Origin of the sequence: Butyrivibrio sp. VCB2001 (assembly GCF_000423965.1) — a bacterium.
In the GTDB taxonomy this organism is placed as follows: domain Bacteria; phylum Bacillota; class Clostridia; order Lachnospirales; family Lachnospiraceae; genus Butyrivibrio.
Map to the genome: position 1 here is coordinate 25412 of NZ_AUIZ01000014.1, position 16636 is coordinate 42047.

At 44.6% G+C, this 16636-nt stretch carries 15 protein-coding genes; 2 read left to right on the forward strand and 13 right to left on the reverse strand.

What is annotated here, in order from left to right:
- Window positions 1–21: 21 nt before the first annotated feature.
- From atpG to G589_RS0112445, 8 genes are read right to left on the reverse strand one after another with little or no spacing between them, the layout of a single operon-like run.
- Entirely contained in the window at window positions 22–882 is an 861-nt protein-coding gene (atpG, locus tag G589_RS0112410) for an ATP synthase F1 subunit gamma (RefSeq protein WP_026522373.1), read from the reverse strand.
- 18 nt (window positions 883–900) lie between these two features.
- Entirely contained in the window at window positions 901–2424 is a 1524-nt protein-coding gene (atpA, locus tag G589_RS0112415; protein ID WP_022767990.1) for a F0F1 ATP synthase subunit alpha, read from the reverse strand.
- Between the two features lie 29 nt (window positions 2425–2453).
- Window positions 2454–2993 (reverse strand): ATP synthase F1 subunit delta, encoded by a 540-nt coding sequence (gene atpH, locus G589_RS0112420; protein ID WP_022767989.1) that lies wholly within the window; start codon window positions 2991–2993, stop codon window positions 2454–2456.
- Window positions 2994–3022: 29 nt separating this feature from the next.
- Complete coding sequence (gene atpF / locus G589_RS0112425; protein ID WP_026522374.1) at window positions 3023–3520, reverse strand: F0F1 ATP synthase subunit B; 498 nt, start codon at window positions 3518–3520, stop codon at window positions 3023–3025.
- Window positions 3521–3537: 17 nt separating this feature from the next.
- Window positions 3538–3819: an ATP synthase F0 subunit C gene (atpE, locus tag G589_RS0112430; protein WP_013279572.1), complete on the reverse strand. Its 282-nt coding sequence runs from the start codon at window positions 3817–3819 to the stop codon at window positions 3538–3540.
- A gap of 58 nt (window positions 3820–3877) precedes the next feature.
- Window positions 3878–4648, reverse strand: a complete 771-nt coding sequence (locus G589_RS0112435; RefSeq protein WP_022767987.1) for a F0F1 ATP synthase subunit A — start codon at window positions 4646–4648, stop codon at window positions 3878–3880.
- 10 nt (window positions 4649–4658) lie between these two features.
- On the reverse strand, window positions 4659–5069 hold the full coding sequence (locus G589_RS0112440) for an ATP synthase subunit I (protein WP_026522375.1): 411 nt from the start codon (window positions 5067–5069) through the stop codon (window positions 4659–4661).
- Window positions 5070–5096: 27 nt separating this feature from the next.
- On the reverse strand, window positions 5097–5375 hold the full coding sequence (locus tag G589_RS0112445; RefSeq protein ID WP_022766435.1) for an AtpZ/AtpI family protein: 279 nt from the start codon (window positions 5373–5375) through the stop codon (window positions 5097–5099).
- 208 nt (window positions 5376–5583) lie between these two features.
- Between G589_RS0112445 and G589_RS0112450 the strand changes: the two genes are divergently transcribed.
- Window positions 5584–6945, forward strand: a complete 1362-nt coding sequence (locus G589_RS0112450; RefSeq protein WP_026522376.1) for a GGDEF domain-containing protein — start codon at window positions 5584–5586, stop codon at window positions 6943–6945.
- Between the two features lie 26 nt (window positions 6946–6971).
- Here the strand turns inward: G589_RS0112450 and aspS are convergent, their stop codons facing one another.
- The 4 genes from aspS to G589_RS21935 form a co-directional block, all read right to left on the reverse strand.
- The gene (aspS, locus tag G589_RS0112455) at window positions 6972–8780 is read right to left on the reverse strand and encodes an aspartate--tRNA ligase (RefSeq protein WP_035776065.1); all 1809 of its coding nucleotides are present in this window, start codon (window positions 8778–8780) and stop codon (window positions 6972–6974) included.
- 105 nt (window positions 8781–8885) lie between these two features.
- The gene (locus tag G589_RS0112460; RefSeq protein ID WP_026522378.1) at window positions 8886–11819 is read right to left on the reverse strand and encodes a DUF4135 domain-containing protein; all 2934 of its coding nucleotides are present in this window, start codon (window positions 11817–11819) and stop codon (window positions 8886–8888) included.
- Between the two features lie 75 nt (window positions 11820–11894).
- Complete coding sequence (locus tag G589_RS22335) at window positions 11895–12029, reverse strand: hypothetical protein (RefSeq protein WP_255344696.1); 135 nt, start codon at window positions 12027–12029, stop codon at window positions 11895–11897.
- A 155-nt stretch (window positions 12030–12184) separates the two neighbouring features.
- Window positions 12185–12337, reverse strand: a complete 153-nt coding sequence (locus G589_RS21935; protein WP_155832541.1) for a hypothetical protein — start codon at window positions 12335–12337, stop codon at window positions 12185–12187.
- Window positions 12338–12704: 367 nt separating this feature from the next.
- Here G589_RS21935 and mgtE point away from each other — a divergent pair, with 367 nt between their 5' ends.
- Window positions 12705–14069 (forward strand): magnesium transporter, encoded by a 1365-nt coding sequence (gene mgtE, locus G589_RS0112475; RefSeq protein ID WP_026522379.1) that lies wholly within the window; start codon window positions 12705–12707, stop codon window positions 14067–14069.
- Window positions 14070–14170: 101 nt separating this feature from the next.
- On the opposite strand, the gene G589_RS0112480 is transcribed toward mgtE, so the two are convergent.
- Window positions 14171–16630, reverse strand: a complete 2460-nt coding sequence (locus G589_RS0112480; RefSeq protein ID WP_026522380.1) for a hypothetical protein — start codon at window positions 16628–16630, stop codon at window positions 14171–14173.
- Between the last annotated feature and the right edge of the window lie 6 nt (window positions 16631–16636).

The following is a 16636-nucleotide window of genomic DNA, read 5'->3' on the forward strand; positions in this document are numbered from 1 at the left end:
CTTAATTTATTAGTAGCGTGATCAGCTTTCGGCTCCAGCTACTATTTCTGTAATTTCCTGCGTAATGCTTGCCTGACGCGCTCTGTTGTAGTACAGACTCAAGGTATCAATCATCTCTTCTGCGTTGTCTGTTGCTGCTTCCATCGCGGTTCTTCTGGCCGCAAGCTCACTGGCATAAGAAATGTTGATACTGGAATAAAGAATTCCCGCCAGATATTCCGGAACAATAGCATTGAACACTGTCTCTGAGTCCGGCTCGTACAAGATCAGATCCCTTGGTTTTCCATCAGACTTCACATCTTCGGATCTAAGGTCCGAGAGAGGAAGAAGTGATGCTGCTGTGGGTACCTGTGAGAGCATGGATATAAAATTCGTGTAGCACAGGAATATATGTCCGAACTCTCCTGATTTGTACGCTTCACAGATCAGCTTGGCAACCTGGAAACAATCCGAGATGTTTACCTTGGCAACTTCTGCGTACTCTTCTGTGAAAAGAGGTACGTTTCTGTGCTTAAAGTACTCTACGGATTTTTTTCCGATGGGAAGAACTGTTACATTATCTCTCCCCTTGGTCTCCTGCTCCATGAACTTAAACAGGTTTGAGTTGTATCCGCCTGCAAGACCTCTATCTCCGGCGATTACAACGTACAGCCACTTATCGTTCTCCGCAGCCTTTGTAAAAGGCGACTGGAAATCCGTGTTTGAATTGGCTATATCTGTAAGAGTTCCAAGCATGGTCTCAAGGTAGGGCTTAGATGCATCAGCTCTCTCTTTTGCCTTACGAAGTTTGGATGCAGCAACCAGCTGCATGGCCTTCGTGATCTGCATCGTGCTCTGAACGCTCTTGATTCGGAGTTTAACAGCTTTCATTGATCCAGCCATTATCTTATCCTCCTCTTATCAGCCTTTCTGCTTAATGAACTTGTCTGTATAAGCGTCCAGTGCCTCTTTTAACTTGTTCTCAGTTTCAGCCTCGAGCTTACCGGTTTCACGGATGTCACGCATTGCTGCGATTCCGGAAGGATCTGCATCGAGGAAATCATAAAGTCCTGCCTCGTACTCTGCAACGTCTGCAACATCAACCTTCATCAGGATGTTGTTGACAACCGCGTAGAGGATAGCAACCTGTTTCTCTACAGGAACCGGTTTGTTCTTATCCTGCTTAAGAACTTCCACGATTCTTTCACCCTGAGCCAGACGGTTCTTGGTATCCTCATCAAGGTCGGATCCGAACTGTGCAAAGCTTGCCAGCTCACGGTACTGTGAATAAACAAGTTTCAAAGTTCCGGCAACCTTCTTCATGGCCTTGATCTGAGCGTTACCACCAACTCGGGATACTGAGATACCGGGGTTAACCGCCGGCATGATACCTGAGTGGAAGAGCTCTGTCTCAAGGAATATCTGACCATCAGTGATGGAGATAACGTTTGTAGGAATGTATGCCGAAACGTCGCCTGCCTGTGTCTCGATGATAGGAAGGGCTGTAAGCGATCCGCCTCCGTTCTCATCAGAAAGCTTAGCAGCTCTCTCAAGGAGTCTTGAATGCAGGTAGAATACGTCTCCGGGATAAGCTTCACGTCCCGGTGGTCTTCTGATCAGCAGGGAAAGTGCACGGTATGCAACCGCGTGCTTTGAAAGGTCATCATAGATGCAAAGCACATGCTTACCCTGATTCATAAAGTACTCACCCATAGCACAGCCTGTGTATGGTGAAATGTACTGCAGCGGGCTTGGCTCTGACGCTGTAGCTGCTACAACGATGGTGTAGTCCATAGCGCCGCCCTTCTTAAGGTCTTCAACCAGTGCTGTAACGGTTGAACGCTTCTGTCCTATAGCTACATAGATACAGATAACGTCTTTTCCCTTCTGGTTAAGAATTGTATCGATGGCGATTGTCGTCTTACCTGTCTGTCTATCGCCGATGATCAGCTCACGCTGTCCTCTTCCGATAGGGATCATGGAATCGATAGCCTTGATACCTGTCTGAAGTGGCTCCTTAACGGGCTGTCTTGCGATAATACCGGGTGCAGGTGACTCAACCGGCCTGTACTCTGTTGATTCGATCGGACCCTGGCCATCGATTGGCTGTCCAATAGCATTTACTACACGTCCGATCATCTGCTCGCCTACAGGAACAGATACGACTCTTCCTGTACGCTTAACGGTCTGTCCTTCGCTGATTCCAACATCCTCGCCGAACAAAACCGCTGAAACTACTGTTTCCTCGAGGTTCTGAGCCATTCCGAATGTTCCGTTCTCAAACTCAAGAAGCTCACCGGACATACAGTTCAAAAGACCGCTGACACGTGCGATACCGTCACCGACTGTGAGAACTGTACCCGTCTCGTTCTGAATGATTGCGTTCTGATAATTCTTTATCTGGCTTCGAATGACCTCGGATATTTTTTCTGGTTTTAACTCCATATCATCCTCCGATGTATTAGTTCATGTAATTAGATGACGATGTCATCAACTCTTTTGCGAAGCTCGGATAACCTGCCCTTGACTGATCCGTCAAAGAGCTGTCCCTCCAGGTCTACTCTGACACCACCCAGGATGCCGGTATCCACTTTCTGTTCCAAAAGGACTTTCTTACCGCTGATCCCTTCAAGTTTCTCTTTTAACTGCGACAGCTGTGCATCCGATAAAGCAACTGCGGTTGTTACCAGTGCATCTGCTATGCCGTGGGCCTCATTATAAGATTTTCTGAATCTCTTATAACAAGCTGAGTACTCACGAAGCAGTCCTTTTTCTATGAGTATCTTGATAAAGTTCAGATGGTAAGTATTTAAGCTGCTTCCCAGCGACTCGTCTACGAGTTGCAGCCTTTCCTTCTTGGGGACTGAAGGCTCCGACAGGAGTGTTATGTAATCGGGATTCTCTTTAAAGATCTCCCTCACACTCACCATTTCGCCCAGTATATCATCCGTAAGGTTCTCTTCCGCTGCCAGATCATACAGGCTCTGCCCATAAAGATCTCCAGCTTTGCTCATTTTCCTTACCTCTTTTCTTCGAAAAAATCTTATGCTCCGACTTTGTTAATAAAGTCCTCAATAAGTTTTTTGTGATCAGCTTCGTTGATCTCTTTCTCAACAACCTTACCTGCAATGTCCATTGCAAGGGAGCTGATCTCGTCCTTGGCCTCGTTGATAGCCTTTTTCTTTTCCTGTTCAATATCAGCAGCCGCTCTGGCTTTAATGCCTGCTACCTCTTCCTGTGCATCCCTTACCAGTGTGTCAGCCTTACTCTGGGCTTCCTTCTGAGCATCGGATACGATCTGTGCAGCTTCGGCATGAGCATGTGTGAGACTGCTCTCATACTGTTCTTTCAAGGAATCGGCTTCAGTCTTAGCCTCTCTGGCTTCCTTGATCTCTTTATCAGCAAGGTTTCTTCTCTTTTCCAAAATGTCATTGATAGGTTTGAAAAGAAACTTCTTGATCAGAAAGACCTGAATAAAAAGGTTAATGATCTGAATGATAAAGGTCCAAGGCACAAGGGTTACTAGATCTTGTGTCTGCATATTTTATCTCCTTTTTATTACTGAAGGTAATTCATAAACATACCAGGTGCAACGAAGATAAGAAGAAGTCCGGTAACGAAACCGTAGATACCGGTTGTCTCAGCAACGGCACATCCAAGAAGCATTGTTCCTGTTACATCGCCCTTACACTCAGGCTGACGTCCGATAGCTTCGAGAGCCTTTGAAACAGCAGTTCCTTCACCAATACCAGGTCCAATACCTGCGATAAGTGCACATCCTGCACCTATTCCACAACCTGCAAGTGCAATACCTTTTGCCAGCATCTGAAAATCACCCATAATTCTTTTGCCTCCTAAAGCATTTATTATTTTTTAGTGTTACGTACGTATTAAGTTGTTATCCTTCCTCAGCCGCATTGGCGATGTACATGACGGTCAGCATACAGAAAATGAACGCCTGCATGCATCCTGAGAACCAGTCAAAATACACTCCGGTCACAGCCGGAAGACCAATTCCGAGAATAGGAATGTTGGAAAGGAATTTTCCAACGGCACCGGGTATAAGTCCGAAAAGCGCTGCTGATGCAAGGCCCAGAGCCCAGTAGATCAGTCCGTCAATAACAACACCCGACAGGATATTACCAAAATGACGGCACGCCATACTAACCGGTGTTGCCAACTCAGACAGAATATTGAATGGTGTCATAACTGCAATTGGAGTCGTGAATCCTTTCAAATATCCGCCAAATCCGTTGGTCTTAATCTTTGTAGACGTAATCATGATGAACACGACTATCGCCCAGGCAGCTTCTGTTGACAGATCTGCTGTAGGACTTCTAAGTCCCACAAGACTTATCAGGTTTGAAACCACACTAGTGGCAAAAAGAGCTGATACAAAGGGTATCAGTTTATCAAACTTGTTTCCTCCGGTATTATTGCGGACAAAATTGTTGCCCATCTCTACCAGCATTTCCGCAAAAGCCTGCCTTTTCGAAATGTTCTCGACCTTAAGGTCTCTTGTCAGGAAGATACACAGCCCGGTGATTATGATCATTACGATCCAGCTCACTATGAGGGTCTCGGTGATCTTTAAATCTCCAAGGATCGGAATACCGGTCTTGATAGTCCAGTATATCTTCGCATAATCAACTTCGAAGCTTTGACTCATGCTTTCGCCTTCAACCTCCTTTCCCCGCAGAAATGATACCGCGTAGTTTTATAAATAATGCAGGAATAAGTAGCGGAACTATGCCCGATACAGGATTAAATATCGGAACAACGATCGCCAGTATTATCCACAAGATCTGAAGCAGCAGACGATATCTGTAGCTTACGCCCATTGTTGATCTCGCCGCCTTTTCATCATCCATGGATGCAACTTTTTGCACAGTGATACCCATCCATAAGAAGTTAGCGACAGCTACTATAAATCCGCCGATTCCTCCCAGGATGACTTTTATATCAAATGGCGCCCAATTAGGAACGACCATGTGCAAACAAAAGAACACTGCGTACATGACAAGTACGCCTACCCCCGTCGCGATGGCAATTCTCCCCGTTTCAGTCTTAACAGCCGGCTGTAATTTCATACCTATATATTCTCCCCAAAAATAGTTTTATATATGCTTACTGAAATAAACCTCATTTGGGTTTCTCTTTATTTTCTTTTTCTCTTCTTTTTGAACAACTGACAGATAAACCTTGTAGGCGGTTGTCATAGAAGCCCCAAGTCCCAATATGAATCCGGGGATGTATATCCAGACCGGAAGAGATAACTTGGATACAAGCAGATAACATGCGAAAAGACACATCAGAAGCGGCATCAGAAGTGATAAGCCAAGCTGGCCAACCATGGCGAACTGTCCAATAAGCTTTGAAACATTTCTTACTTCCATCAGGCTTTCTGCGCTCCTTTCTGAAAAATAAAGACCCATAGTCTATTTTACTGCATTTTTAGGGCTTTCACAACAAAAGTGCGACAATTTGGAAGGCGATTTATAAAACTTTTATCAAAATTTCGCCAATTTGAAAGCATTATCTGTTGCTAACAAGACTTATTTTCTGATAAATTCAAAATAGGCACAATTTTAGTATGGAGGTAGTATGCGACGGTTTAAAAGATATCTCATATGCGTAGATAATGAGCTTAATATCGTAAAAAATGACAATGCATTTTTAAGCTATCTTGGCATGAAAGAATTACATAATTTAAGTCAGATCATTCCGCCGCCTGACTTCATGCAGCTCCAGAACTGCATGTTTGCCATAGGTTACGGCAAAACCAATCTTACGTGTTTTCGCGTCAGATCCGGAAACAACGGCCTTGACTGGTTTGCAGCCAATATCAACAAACCGGAAAATCCGGAGGAGCCGATACAGATAGAGCTCAGCGACATCCAGACCATGAAAAGCGGAAGCACCGACAGCTACTATGACAAGATGACCGGGCTTTACAATAAGAACACCATCACGGACTACGCCATGAATCTCATGCAGTCCAAGGATCATTCCCCATTCTATTTCTTCCTGATGGACATAGACAACTTCAAGTCTGTCAACGACACATTCGGCCACATGAAGGGTGATGAGATCATCACTGATGTAGCGCATATTGCAAAAGAGTTTGTAGGAGATAACGGCGTTGTCGGAAGGATCGGCGGCGACGAGTTCATGCTGGTCCTTGAAAATGTCAGCACCGAGCATGACCTTAGAATTATCCTCAAGAACATTCGCAAGACTGTGGAAGAAAAGTATCAGGATATGGGTAACAACGTCTGCGTAACCGTATCGATGGGAGGAGCTCTTTTCCCTGCAGACGCCTTTGACTATGAGAGCATGTTTACACTGGCGGATAAGATGCTGTATCTGGCCAAGACCAAAGGACGAAACCGATATGTCTTTTACTCCCCGCTCATACATGGGAAGATGCACTTCGACAAGACGGTCATGACGGTTTCCCAGAGCAATATGATGAACCAGGAAAAGAGCTCTATGATGATAGATCTGCTGGATAAGCTCATTGTAGAGAAGAATTTTGATACAAAACAGGTGCTTGAACAGCTGCTCAGTGTCTATGTGATAGATGAAGTCCACATGGTAGATGCAGACGGAAAAACGAGTTATTACGGGCTGCAGAGGAACACCGCCCCGGACGGCAGTATTTCTTTTGACCACAATGTACTGGAGACTCCAATTGTAGGCTGCGATGAGCTTAAAGATAAAGCGGACAGCTCGCCCATTGCTGTGTTCGGATTTAATCTGAACCGGGAGCTAATGCCCCATATCGCCGATTTCATGAAAATGAACGACCTGAGGGTTATGGTAATCTATCATATGAAGACAGGCAAAAGGCCCGGGTATATCATGTTCATGAATCACACCCAGAGCACCTGCAGATTGTCCCTGACGGATTTGACGGATATTACCTATGTTTCTCACATGATAGAAATAAGCGGACAGTGCTGATACACTGCCCGCTCTTTTTATGGTTATTATTCTTCTGTTTTAACATCTACGGTTCTGATGTGGAGCTCCTCAAGCTGCTTGTCTGTTACGTATCCGGGAGCGTCCATCATTACGTCCTGAGCATTCTTGTTCATAGGGAACGGAATGATCTCTCTGATGGTATCCTCGCCTGCAAGGAGCATTACCATACGGTCTACGCCGGGTGCGATTCCTGCGTGTGGCGGAGCACCATAGGTGAAGGCGTTGTACATAGCAGGGAACTTGGCCTTAACGTCGTCCTCGCCAAGTCTTACCATCTCGAAGGCCTTGATCATGATCTCGGGATCATGGTTACGAACGGCACCTGATGAAAGCTCAACACCGTTACATACAAGGTCGTACTGATCAGCTGTTATTGAAAGAGGATCGATCTCGCCTCTCTCTGCCTTAAGAAGTGTCTCAAGTCCGCCTGAAGGCATTGAGAATGGGTTGTGGCAGAACTCGAGCTCGCCTGACTCCTCCCCGATCTCGTACATAGGGAAGTCAACTATCCAGCAGAATGCGTACTGCTCTTTGTCCATGTGACCGGGAACTGCTGCTCCGAAGGTCTTAACGATAACGCCTGCTGTCTTCTGAGCTGCGCCGAGCTTACCTGCTGAGAGAACCACGAGGTCTCCTGACTTGAGTGAAAGAGCTGATACTACGCTGTCCTTGATAGGAGCAACAAACTTGGAGATTCCTCCGACAAGCTCTCCGTTCTCGTCCATTCTGAACCAGTAAGCCTTGTTACCTGACTGAACCTCAACATCGCCGATGGTCTTGTCGATGAACTTACGGCTCTCCTTGAAGTCTGAAATTACAACTGCCTTGATCCTTACGTCTGTGTCCTGTCCGTCCTCGCTCTTAGTTGCGAAAGGTCCGAAACCGCAGTCCTTAAGGGACTCTGTAACATCAGTAACTGTAAGGTCGATACGAAGGTCAGGCTTATCTGATCCGTATTTCTCCATAGCCTCAAGATATGGGATCCTCATGAAAGGTGATCCTGAAGCACGGTTATATGTGCCGTATTTAGCAAAGATTGGAGGAAGAACATCCTCACATACTGAGAATACGTCCTCCTGAGATGCGAATGCCATCTCCATATCAAGCTGATAGAACTCTCCCGGGCTTCTGTCTCCTCTCGCATCCTCATCTCTAAAGCAAGGTGCGATCTGGAAGTAGCGATCAAAGCCGGCTGTCATAAGAAGCTGCTTGAACTGCTGAGGAGCCTGTGGAAGTGCATAGAACTTGCCCGGATGCTTTCTTGCAGGAACCAGGTAGTCTCTTGCTCCCTCAGGGGATGAAGCTGTAAGGATAGGAGTTGTGATCTCCAAAAATCCGTGCTCTGTCATTGACTGACGAAGAGCTGCAATAACATTGCATCTAAGGACAATGTTCTTCTTAACCTCAGGATTTCTGAGATCTAAGTATCTGTACTTAAGACGTGCTGTCTCATCGGTCTCTCTTGAGTGATTGATCTCAAAAGGAAGCTCGTTGTGCTGGCATCTGCCAAGAACCTCGATTGACTCAGGAACAACCTCGATATCACCGGTTGCCTGCTTAGGGTTCTTGGAGCTACGCTCTCTTACAACACCCTTAACGGAAATTGTTGACTCTTTATTGATAGCCTTGGCTGTCTTAACCATTTCTTCTGTATCAAGGACAATCTGAGTTGTGCCGTAGAAGTCACGAAGAACTACGAATCCAAGTCCCGATCCGACTTCACGCATGTTCTCAAGCCAGCCTACAAGTGTTACGCTCTTGCCGGCATCCTCAATGCGAAGCTCACCACAGTTATGTGTACGTGATTGCATCATTTGTATTACTCCATTTCTACTCATTACTACTGTTAACCACAACATTTTAGAACACTTGGCTCAATTATTCAAGGTCTTAAAAAGATGTGACGAGAACGCTTTTTACTAAATAACAATACATGGAAAATCGTCAAGCAATCTCAGATAAGCATAGCCTATCCCTGTTATTCCACGATACAGAGAGATATCATTTATATCTGTAAGTCCATTAAATACATATCCCTGCTCTTTTAACGAGAATATTATTCTCCTGATCAGAACATTGACTCTTTGCACATATTGCGGCTCTTTTTGCAATTCAGCCAAAAGATCAATCCATGCAGCAATTCCGCAACACAACGAATCATTGCCTATCATAGACGTGGAAGACATGAAATTCAAAGCCCTGTCATACCATATATACTTTTTATCTTTTTCTCCCAAGCAATCGCATATCTTCCCGTATGCCATAGCAGCGCCCACAACTCCCGAGCAATTACCATACATAAAACGCTTAATATATTTATTTGGATCCGTATCGCGCATCTTTATAAAGAATCTTCTGTAATCCGGAAGATTACCGGCCTCAATGTCAAAGCTATTCTCCTCATATTCCATAGCTCTTTTGATTGTCTCTGAAACAAATGCTCTTTTATCAGTTTCTAAGAATTCCAGGCTGCTGCTAAGTGCCAGGATGTATCCCGTTTGTCCATGAGCAAGGCCTGTAAGCGGATGAAACTGATTGTCAGCATCGAACCAGAGCCCGGATTCAAGTTCTATTCTGGATTGCAACGTTTCAACTATTAGATTTACAGTATCAATTAAGTCTGCTTTGTAATGATCTTCACAATCTTTAAGAACTAAGCATGTGACATACAGAAGTCCGGATAGTCCTCCAAAATAATCACTTTCTTTTGAACTTTTAATGTCTTTTTCCGAAATCTGTTTGATTATCTGTGCACCATAGTTCAGAAAGACCCTGTCATTATATAGCTCTGACTCCTTGCATAAAAAAAGAATCACACCTGCGATACCTGATGCCAGACCAAGACTGTGAAATTTCAACCTTGTGGTCTCTGCAAGAAAGTCCTCACACCATTTTATTACGAATGGCTTCATCTCTTTTTCAGTGTTGTTTTCTCTCCATTTTCCAAACATCGAGAGGAAATAATACACACCAAACGTTCCATCATAGAGAGTGTTCTTCATTACTTCCAGTTCATAATGACCGTTCAACGTGTTTTTTATTGGAGCATAATATATCCTGTTATCTGCATCCAGAATATAGTCATCTATGATTCCATTAATGCGATCAACTTCAGACGTACAAAAATTCAAACAGTCCTCATCTGTATCTATCCACTTTCTTCCCACATTCAGATAACTCCAAATACTCGTGTAATCCTGCCTTCTGTGTACTGCACTTATTCTTAAGATAATATCCAAATATTTGAGTTCCTGTTCCAAGTGATAGTCCGAAAAATAATCAAGAGTTTCAAAAACACTGCGTATCGGTTCTTTTTGAAAAAAGTCGGTTATTATCTTTTTGTGATTTACAAGGTAAAGACTTTTTTCATTGTTATTGCAATAGAATATCGGTATATTGCCACTTAGCAATGCCTCCTGCTCTGCTCTTATAAGCGGTATGACAGTAGATAACATGTCATCTTCCGTTGCAAGTAAAAAAGGTGCATAGACCCGGAGCGATGCCAGATTGTGCATCATGTTGTCATGTAAATATTTAGGATTGGCCATGTACGATAACAACTTATAATATACGCGCGTATCTCTAAGAACAAAACGAACCTGGCAGCTACCAAATTCAGATAAGGCTTCTCTAAAGAAATCTTTGTTTGTCAGAATGATCCGATAGCATTTCTCATAACCATCAAGAACGTTTTGGGCATAAAGGTCAGCATATGCAATTGATCCATCTTCACGAAGCGGATAATTATGATGGTCCTCATTGTATGCCGTTAAAGCTCCTATATTTACTGCCGTCGCAAAACTACTGCCAACCCATTTTGACAGCAGCAAAGATCGTGATGGATTTAGCGACACTTCATTTGATGCCGGTTCATTGTCTACCACACTGGAGTATTCTCTTTTCGAAATCGGAGTCAATAAAGTCTCCAGATCAAGAATGATTGGACACTGCTTTGAAACCATAACATTCTCATGGTGAAAATCACTTCCTCCAAGAAGCGACACAATACAAAGAAGTTCCCCAAATCTTTCGTAATACAGCTTCAATTCGGATTCTGTCATGACAGGTTCATATTTGATCAACTCACAAAATCCATAGTTGCCATAAGATAATGCTTTAACACCTGCCAGTTGGATTACATCATCAAACAAGTTAAATTTTTGCAAAAATGAATTCCACGCAATATCTATTTTTGTGTCTCGTGGTTTATATACAGCCCCCTGTCCATTTTCATATTTTAAGATCACAACACTCTTTCCGTTGTTGTGCAAATCCGAAACACCACATTCAAGCGACTGCAATTTCACCCCGGCTTGAATTCCGAAAGCAGCAAATATTTCACCTTCATGTTCTCTGATTCGCGTAATACATTCCTGTATATTGAGGGCAACGCTTTTCAATAAATGAAACAGCTTATAAAAAGCCACCGGATAGCTTTCAAACAACTGAGTATATCCGGATTCCAAAAGCCATTTATCAAAGCCCTTGCCTGAATTATCAAGTTTACTACAGTAATACTTTTCTGCTGTAGTGACAATTTTGTACAAATACAGATTACAATAATCATTAATCAGCCCTGACAACTCGATTGGAAACTTGTCGAGGTCATTGTCGGCAAGTATTATATTCATCATTTTATAGAAGGGAGAGTATTTGCCCTCTCCGTTCCGGCTGGCATCCGCAAGACTTAAATCCCATATCCTGTCAAAATCAGCATCCTGCATATCAAAGCCGTCAAAAATGCTGTCAATACTGTCGCTTCCCATCAGACGCAAAAAACGTTCGTAAAAATCATAATTTTTTCCGCCTGCCAAATTTTCGACTGCAATTTTTCTTATTTCACTTGGTTCCATTTCTTTCCCCTGAATATTTAAAAATAAAGCCTGGAAACCAGTCCAGGCTTTACAAATCTAAATATGATACATTTCTTAACAGCAGCAAGAATCAACACAAGAACTAACGTTGCAGTTTGTCTTTTCTGTGCTTGCAGCCTTTGAAAAACCATTGACGAATAAATCTTCATCAAATGCCTTTTCCTCAACTTCGAATTCAGCGAACATCATCCCCTCCTCCTTTCCACTGTATTTATAACCCTTAAAGGTTCTTTCATAACATAAATACATTTTATCACTACCAATTCCATAAAGAAATAGTATGTGTAATAATTCAATAAATTAGACGAGGCGACGATAAATGTTCGCCGCCCCGTCTTTTGCCCCTAACGAGAATTAAGTAGTTTCTTAAGTTCCTGTGTTTCTCTCTCAACTTCTTTTTTCATGAAGTAAACATTCCTGCGATGAAGTGCCTTCGCATGAAGCTTCTCCTTCAACATATCAATTTCGTACTGTGCTACACCCTTAAGTTCTCCCATTTTTGATACCTCCTGTCAGTGTTTGTTCAACACCCCCTCACGAGTCTCAAGGTTATTTTAATCATAATATTTGTTTAAAAATGGTTTATTGTCTGAAAATTGTGTGAATTATTTCTTTTGTGAAGCCACATGTCATATTTATCCTCGCAACAAAATTTCAAATTTGCGGATTATACTTGTACACTTTTAAGCGTAGTTGTGATAAAGTAAGAGTGCTGAAGTGCAACTGCTTTCTATGCAGATATTCCAATGCACTAATCTCCAACAGAAAGGTGGTGGTTTTTAATGAAGTCTGATTCACATATATGCAGTAGTGATTCTGCTCCCGGTCGAAGTACCATAAAAACCACATACAAAGGAGATTACCATGGAAAAAGAAGAAGAAAAGACTCTCGTTGAAACACTTCAGGAACTTCTATCATCCAGGCAATATACGCTGCTTCGCCAGACCATCTCAGAGATGAACACAGTAGATATCGCTGCTGCCATGAGTGAGATGGCGGACGAGGATTCTCTTAAAATGTTCAGAATCCTCCCCAAGGATATGGCGGCTGATGTTTTTGCCGATCTGGAAATGGACGTACAGCAGTACATCATTCAGTCCATGTCAGACCGAGAAGCTTCCAACATTATTGAAAATCTGATGGCCGATGATGCTACAGACCTGCTGGAGGAGATGCCTGCCAGCGTTGTTAAGCGTATCCTGGCCAATGCGAGCCCCGAGACTAGGGCGGATATCAATCACCTGCTTCGCTATCCTGAGGATTCAGCCGGATCTATCATGACTGTGGAGTATGTTGACCTGCGTGAAGATATGACGGTCAGCGAAGCCATAGAGCGAATCAGGAAAAAAGGCGTTGATTCAGAGACCATCAACATCTGCTACGTTGTAACCAAGCAAAAGATCCTTGTAGGAACGGTTGCTCTTAGATACCTGCTCATTATGAAACCCGATGACGTGATCGGTGATATCATGAACACCAACGTCATAAGCATTGGAACTATGACCGACCAGGAAGAAGCGGCCAGAATGTTCCAGAAATACGGCTTTACAGCGATGCCCGTTGTCGACAACGAATCGCGTATGGTCGGTATCATCACCATCGATGACGTAGTGGACATCCTGGAAGAAGAGGCTACCGAGGATATCGAGAAGATGGCAGCTATCGTGCCATCCGACAAGCCCTATCCCAAGGTTGGTATATTTGAAACTTACAAGAACAGAATACCGTGGCTATTGTTCCTCATGATCAGTGCCACATTCACAGGCGCCATAATCACAGGCTTTGAGGATGCGCTCTCTGCTTACGTTGTGCTCACCGCTTACATCCCGATGCTGATGGATACCGGAGGAAATGCCGGTTCCCAGGCAAGCGTTTCCATCATCCGTGGTCTTTCGTTAAAAGAGATCGAGTTCGAGGATATCTTTAAGATCATCTGGAAGGAAATCCGAGTTGCTGTGCTCTGTGGTTTAACACTTGCGATCGCAAACTTCGCCAAGCTCCTGCTTTTGGACAGAGTATCATTTCTCGTGGCTGCAGTAATCTGCCTGACACTGCTCTTTGTAGTGCTCATCGCCAAGCTCGTCGGCTGCTGCCTTCCTATGCTGGCATCCAAGATCGGCTTCGACCCGGCAGTTATGGCCAGCCCATTTATTACAACAATTGTTGATGCACTTTCACTTCTGGTTTACTTCAACATCGCAACCAGAATGTTGCATCTGGTAGCATAGCAAAAGAAACACCTCCGGAATCTGGGGTTACTCCAGACCCGGAGGTTTTATTTTTTGGTAAAAGAGCTTTTAAGGAGTCAAAGTGAAACGTCCCCGGTGACTCATCCGGGGACGCCTTTTTGTAGGTCTTTGATTCGGGAGACGAGGCCGTTTGCCTCGTCGAAGGTGTATACATAGCCGCCAAGGGTGCTGACCTTGGGGCGCAGGTTCTTGGAGTGGCTCCAGACGAGGATTGCAGACTTGCCCTTGCCGTTTCGGGCCTCCTGGATGAGGTTTCCGGCGGCGCTGTTGCCATCGAAGGCCACAACCATGGATGGGCGGCGCTCAAAGATCTCGTAGTTGAAGCTCTTGTAGATTCCCATGCCCTGGGATTCTGGGGAGACTCTGATCTGAAGATTCGGGTAAGACAATAGTCTGTCCCTCTCCTGCGCAGTGACAAGAGCCGGAACAACTGCATAAACCCTGAAGCCCTTCTTGTTGTGGTCCAAAAGATATTTCTCATACCCCGAGATCTTATGCCCGATAACAAAGCACACTTCCTCAGGATTTAAAAACTTAAGGAGCGAATCCAGTTCTTTCTTGCCGGCCTCAGTTATCCTGGTGGCGCGGTTTTCCGTGTTAAAGCTTCCGCCAAGCACTACAACCGGGAATCTGTCCCAGGTGATATCGCTGATGCGGTCCTTGAACTCCCTGTTGGCATCGAGCTTTTCTTCGCCGCCCGATAATGCCCCGGATATCTTAACCTTCTGCATCTTCTCAAGGAGAACTTCTTCCATGTCCCTGCCCTTAAGAAGTCTACCAAAGGCTTCTTTCTTTTCAGAGTACGCTTCCTGACTGGACTTGATGATTGCGCTCTCGGCAGCCTTCATAAGCCCAAGCTCTGCATCCGTCAGCCCCAGCATGGTCTTTAATGAGAGCTCCTCATCTATGGATGACGTTCCATAGAGTGCAGCTCCGTCCGTTCCCTGAACACACCAGATTCCCTGTTTCAAGTACTGCTTCAGGGGATGATCCTTAAGCGAATTCAGGTTGTTGAGTCTTACATTACTTGATATCTGGAACTCCAGCACAACCTTGTTTTCCTTGAGCTGTGCCAGAACTTCCTTGCCCTTTTTGGACCTTGGACTGTAGGTATAAAGGCCGTGTCCCAGCCTCATCCTCGGCATCTGCTGCCCGGGTGCCAGACAGTCCTTGACGCACAGAATACTGTGGGCAATATTGTCCTTCTGGCTGTCGTTCTCTCCAGCATGGACCCTGATAACAAAGCTCGGATCCTTGGCGGCGATCTTCACGATCTCCTTAAACGCCGGTTTAAGCGTAATAATGTCGTTTATCTCCTCGCCGACAAAGTCACACCCTGCCACATACGGATCCAGCGCCGTAGCTTTCAAAACCTCCAGGTTCTGCTCCAGATAGTTATCCGGAGTTACAGCATCCTTAACGATAGTGAGCGGAATCCTTCTGATGGCAGCCAGGAACCTGATCATGACTCCGGTCTCCTGATATATCTTGGGCATTACCTCATGAACCTGCCTCAGCATCTCTATTGATTCATACTTCTTAACCAAAGTCGTGTCGCTGATCTCCGCATAGCACACACCCTGCTTCTTGTAGCTTCTTGCAATCCAAAGGAGCTTGTCCTGGAAAATGGTATTTCCGCAATAATCCGGATTCTCCCTGTCGCGCAGCATCTGCTTCAAATGCCTCTTAACATCATCATCGGGAATCTGATCAATCCCGCTAAGGTCGATCTTGTCCTCACTCTCCTTGCCTTTGCAAAAGACATAACGGTACAAGTATACCTTCTCCAGATTGGTAAACACCGCCTGCCCGTCCTTGATAACCGCCAGCGAGCCACGGATCTTAACAATGTTCATCTCTGCATTATCAAGGTTGTTGAGGATCAGATCCGCAAAGTTGATAAAGGTATTGTCATCAATCTTCCTGTCCAGATACTTGCCCTTCAGATCCGAGGAAGTCCACTGCCATGCAACCTTCTTGCGCTGCTTAAGAACCTTCTCCCACTGAGCATTTGTAAGGCCCAGCTGAAGCTTTTTTACATAGTAAAGCGGATAGCGTATCTGGTGCGCAATTCCCAGCGCAATGAGAATATCCCCGGAGAGATTACCGTTCATGTGAGTGTGAAGGTCTCCGGCGAACTTAAGCTCTTTCCTGATATGCGTCTTAAAGACCGTCTTCCTGAGATCAAAGTCCGGCTCCTTGGTCTGACTCATCAGAGTCTTGGCGATGGCAGGAATTGAAGCCTTTGTCTCAACAGTCCCATCGAGATAAATATTCGCCACCTCGATATCACCAAGGCTAAAGATATAGCATTCCTTATTATCGGCATCCACATAGCAGGGAACTTCTCCCCTTATCTCCAGCATCCCGTCCTTGTTCTTCGTAAGCGGAAGTCCACAGGTGGAAGCCAGATTCCTAATAAGGTTTCCGGTACCGTGATTTGGTGTTGAGAGCACAAACATAAGCCTGTCCAAATCTTTGTACAGGCTTACGATAATGTCTTTTTCGTTATCAAGGAAAAAGCATGTGAAATATGTCATAGACGC

Coding starts and splice junctions, on each gene's coding strand:
- atpG (WP_026522373.1), bottom strand. CDS start 882: ATGGCTGGATCAATGAAAGCTGTTAAACTCCGAATCAAGAGCGTTCAG.
- atpA (WP_022767990.1), bottom strand. CDS start 2,424: ATGGAGTTAAAACCAGAAAAAATATCCGAGGTCATTCGAAGCCAGATA.
- atpH (WP_022767989.1), bottom strand. CDS start 2,993: ATGAGCAAAGCTGGAGATCTTTATGGGCAGAGCCTGTATGATCTGGCA.
- atpF (WP_026522374.1), bottom strand. CDS start 3,520: ATGCAGACACAAGATCTAGTAACCCTTGTGCCTTGGACCTTTATCATT.
- atpE (WP_013279572.1), bottom strand. CDS start 3,819: ATGGGTGATTTTCAGATGCTGGCAAAAGGTATTGCACTTGCAGGTTGT.
- G589_RS0112435 (WP_022767987.1), bottom strand. CDS start 4,648: ATGAGTCAAAGCTTCGAAGTTGATTATGCGAAGATATACTGGACTATC.
- G589_RS0112440 (WP_026522375.1), bottom strand. CDS start 5,069: ATGAAATTACAGCCGGCTGTTAAGACTGAAACGGGGAGAATTGCCATC.
- G589_RS0112445 (WP_022766435.1), bottom strand. CDS start 5,375: ATGGAAGTAAGAAATGTTTCAAAGCTTATTGGACAGTTCGCCATGGTT.
- G589_RS0112450 (WP_026522376.1), top strand. CDS start 5,584: ATGCGACGGTTTAAAAGATATCTCATATGCGTAGATAATGAGCTTAAT.
- aspS (WP_035776065.1), bottom strand. CDS start 8,780: ATGATGCAATCACGTACACATAACTGTGGTGAGCTTCGCATTGAGGAT.
- G589_RS0112460 (WP_026522378.1), bottom strand. CDS start 11,819: ATGGAACCAAGTGAAATAAGAAAAATTGCAGTCGAAAATTTGGCAGGC.
- G589_RS22335 (WP_255344696.1), bottom strand. CDS start 12,029: ATGATGTTCGCTGAATTCGAAGTTGAGGAAAAGGCATTTGATGAAGAT.
- G589_RS21935 (WP_155832541.1), bottom strand. CDS start 12,337: ATGGGAGAACTTAAGGGTGTAGCACAGTACGAAATTGATATGTTGAAG.
- mgtE (WP_026522379.1), top strand. CDS start 12,705: ATGGAAAAAGAAGAAGAAAAGACTCTCGTTGAAACACTTCAGGAACTT.
- G589_RS0112480 (WP_026522380.1), bottom strand. CDS start 16,630: ATGACATATTTCACATGCTTTTTCCTTGATAACGAAAAAGACATTATC.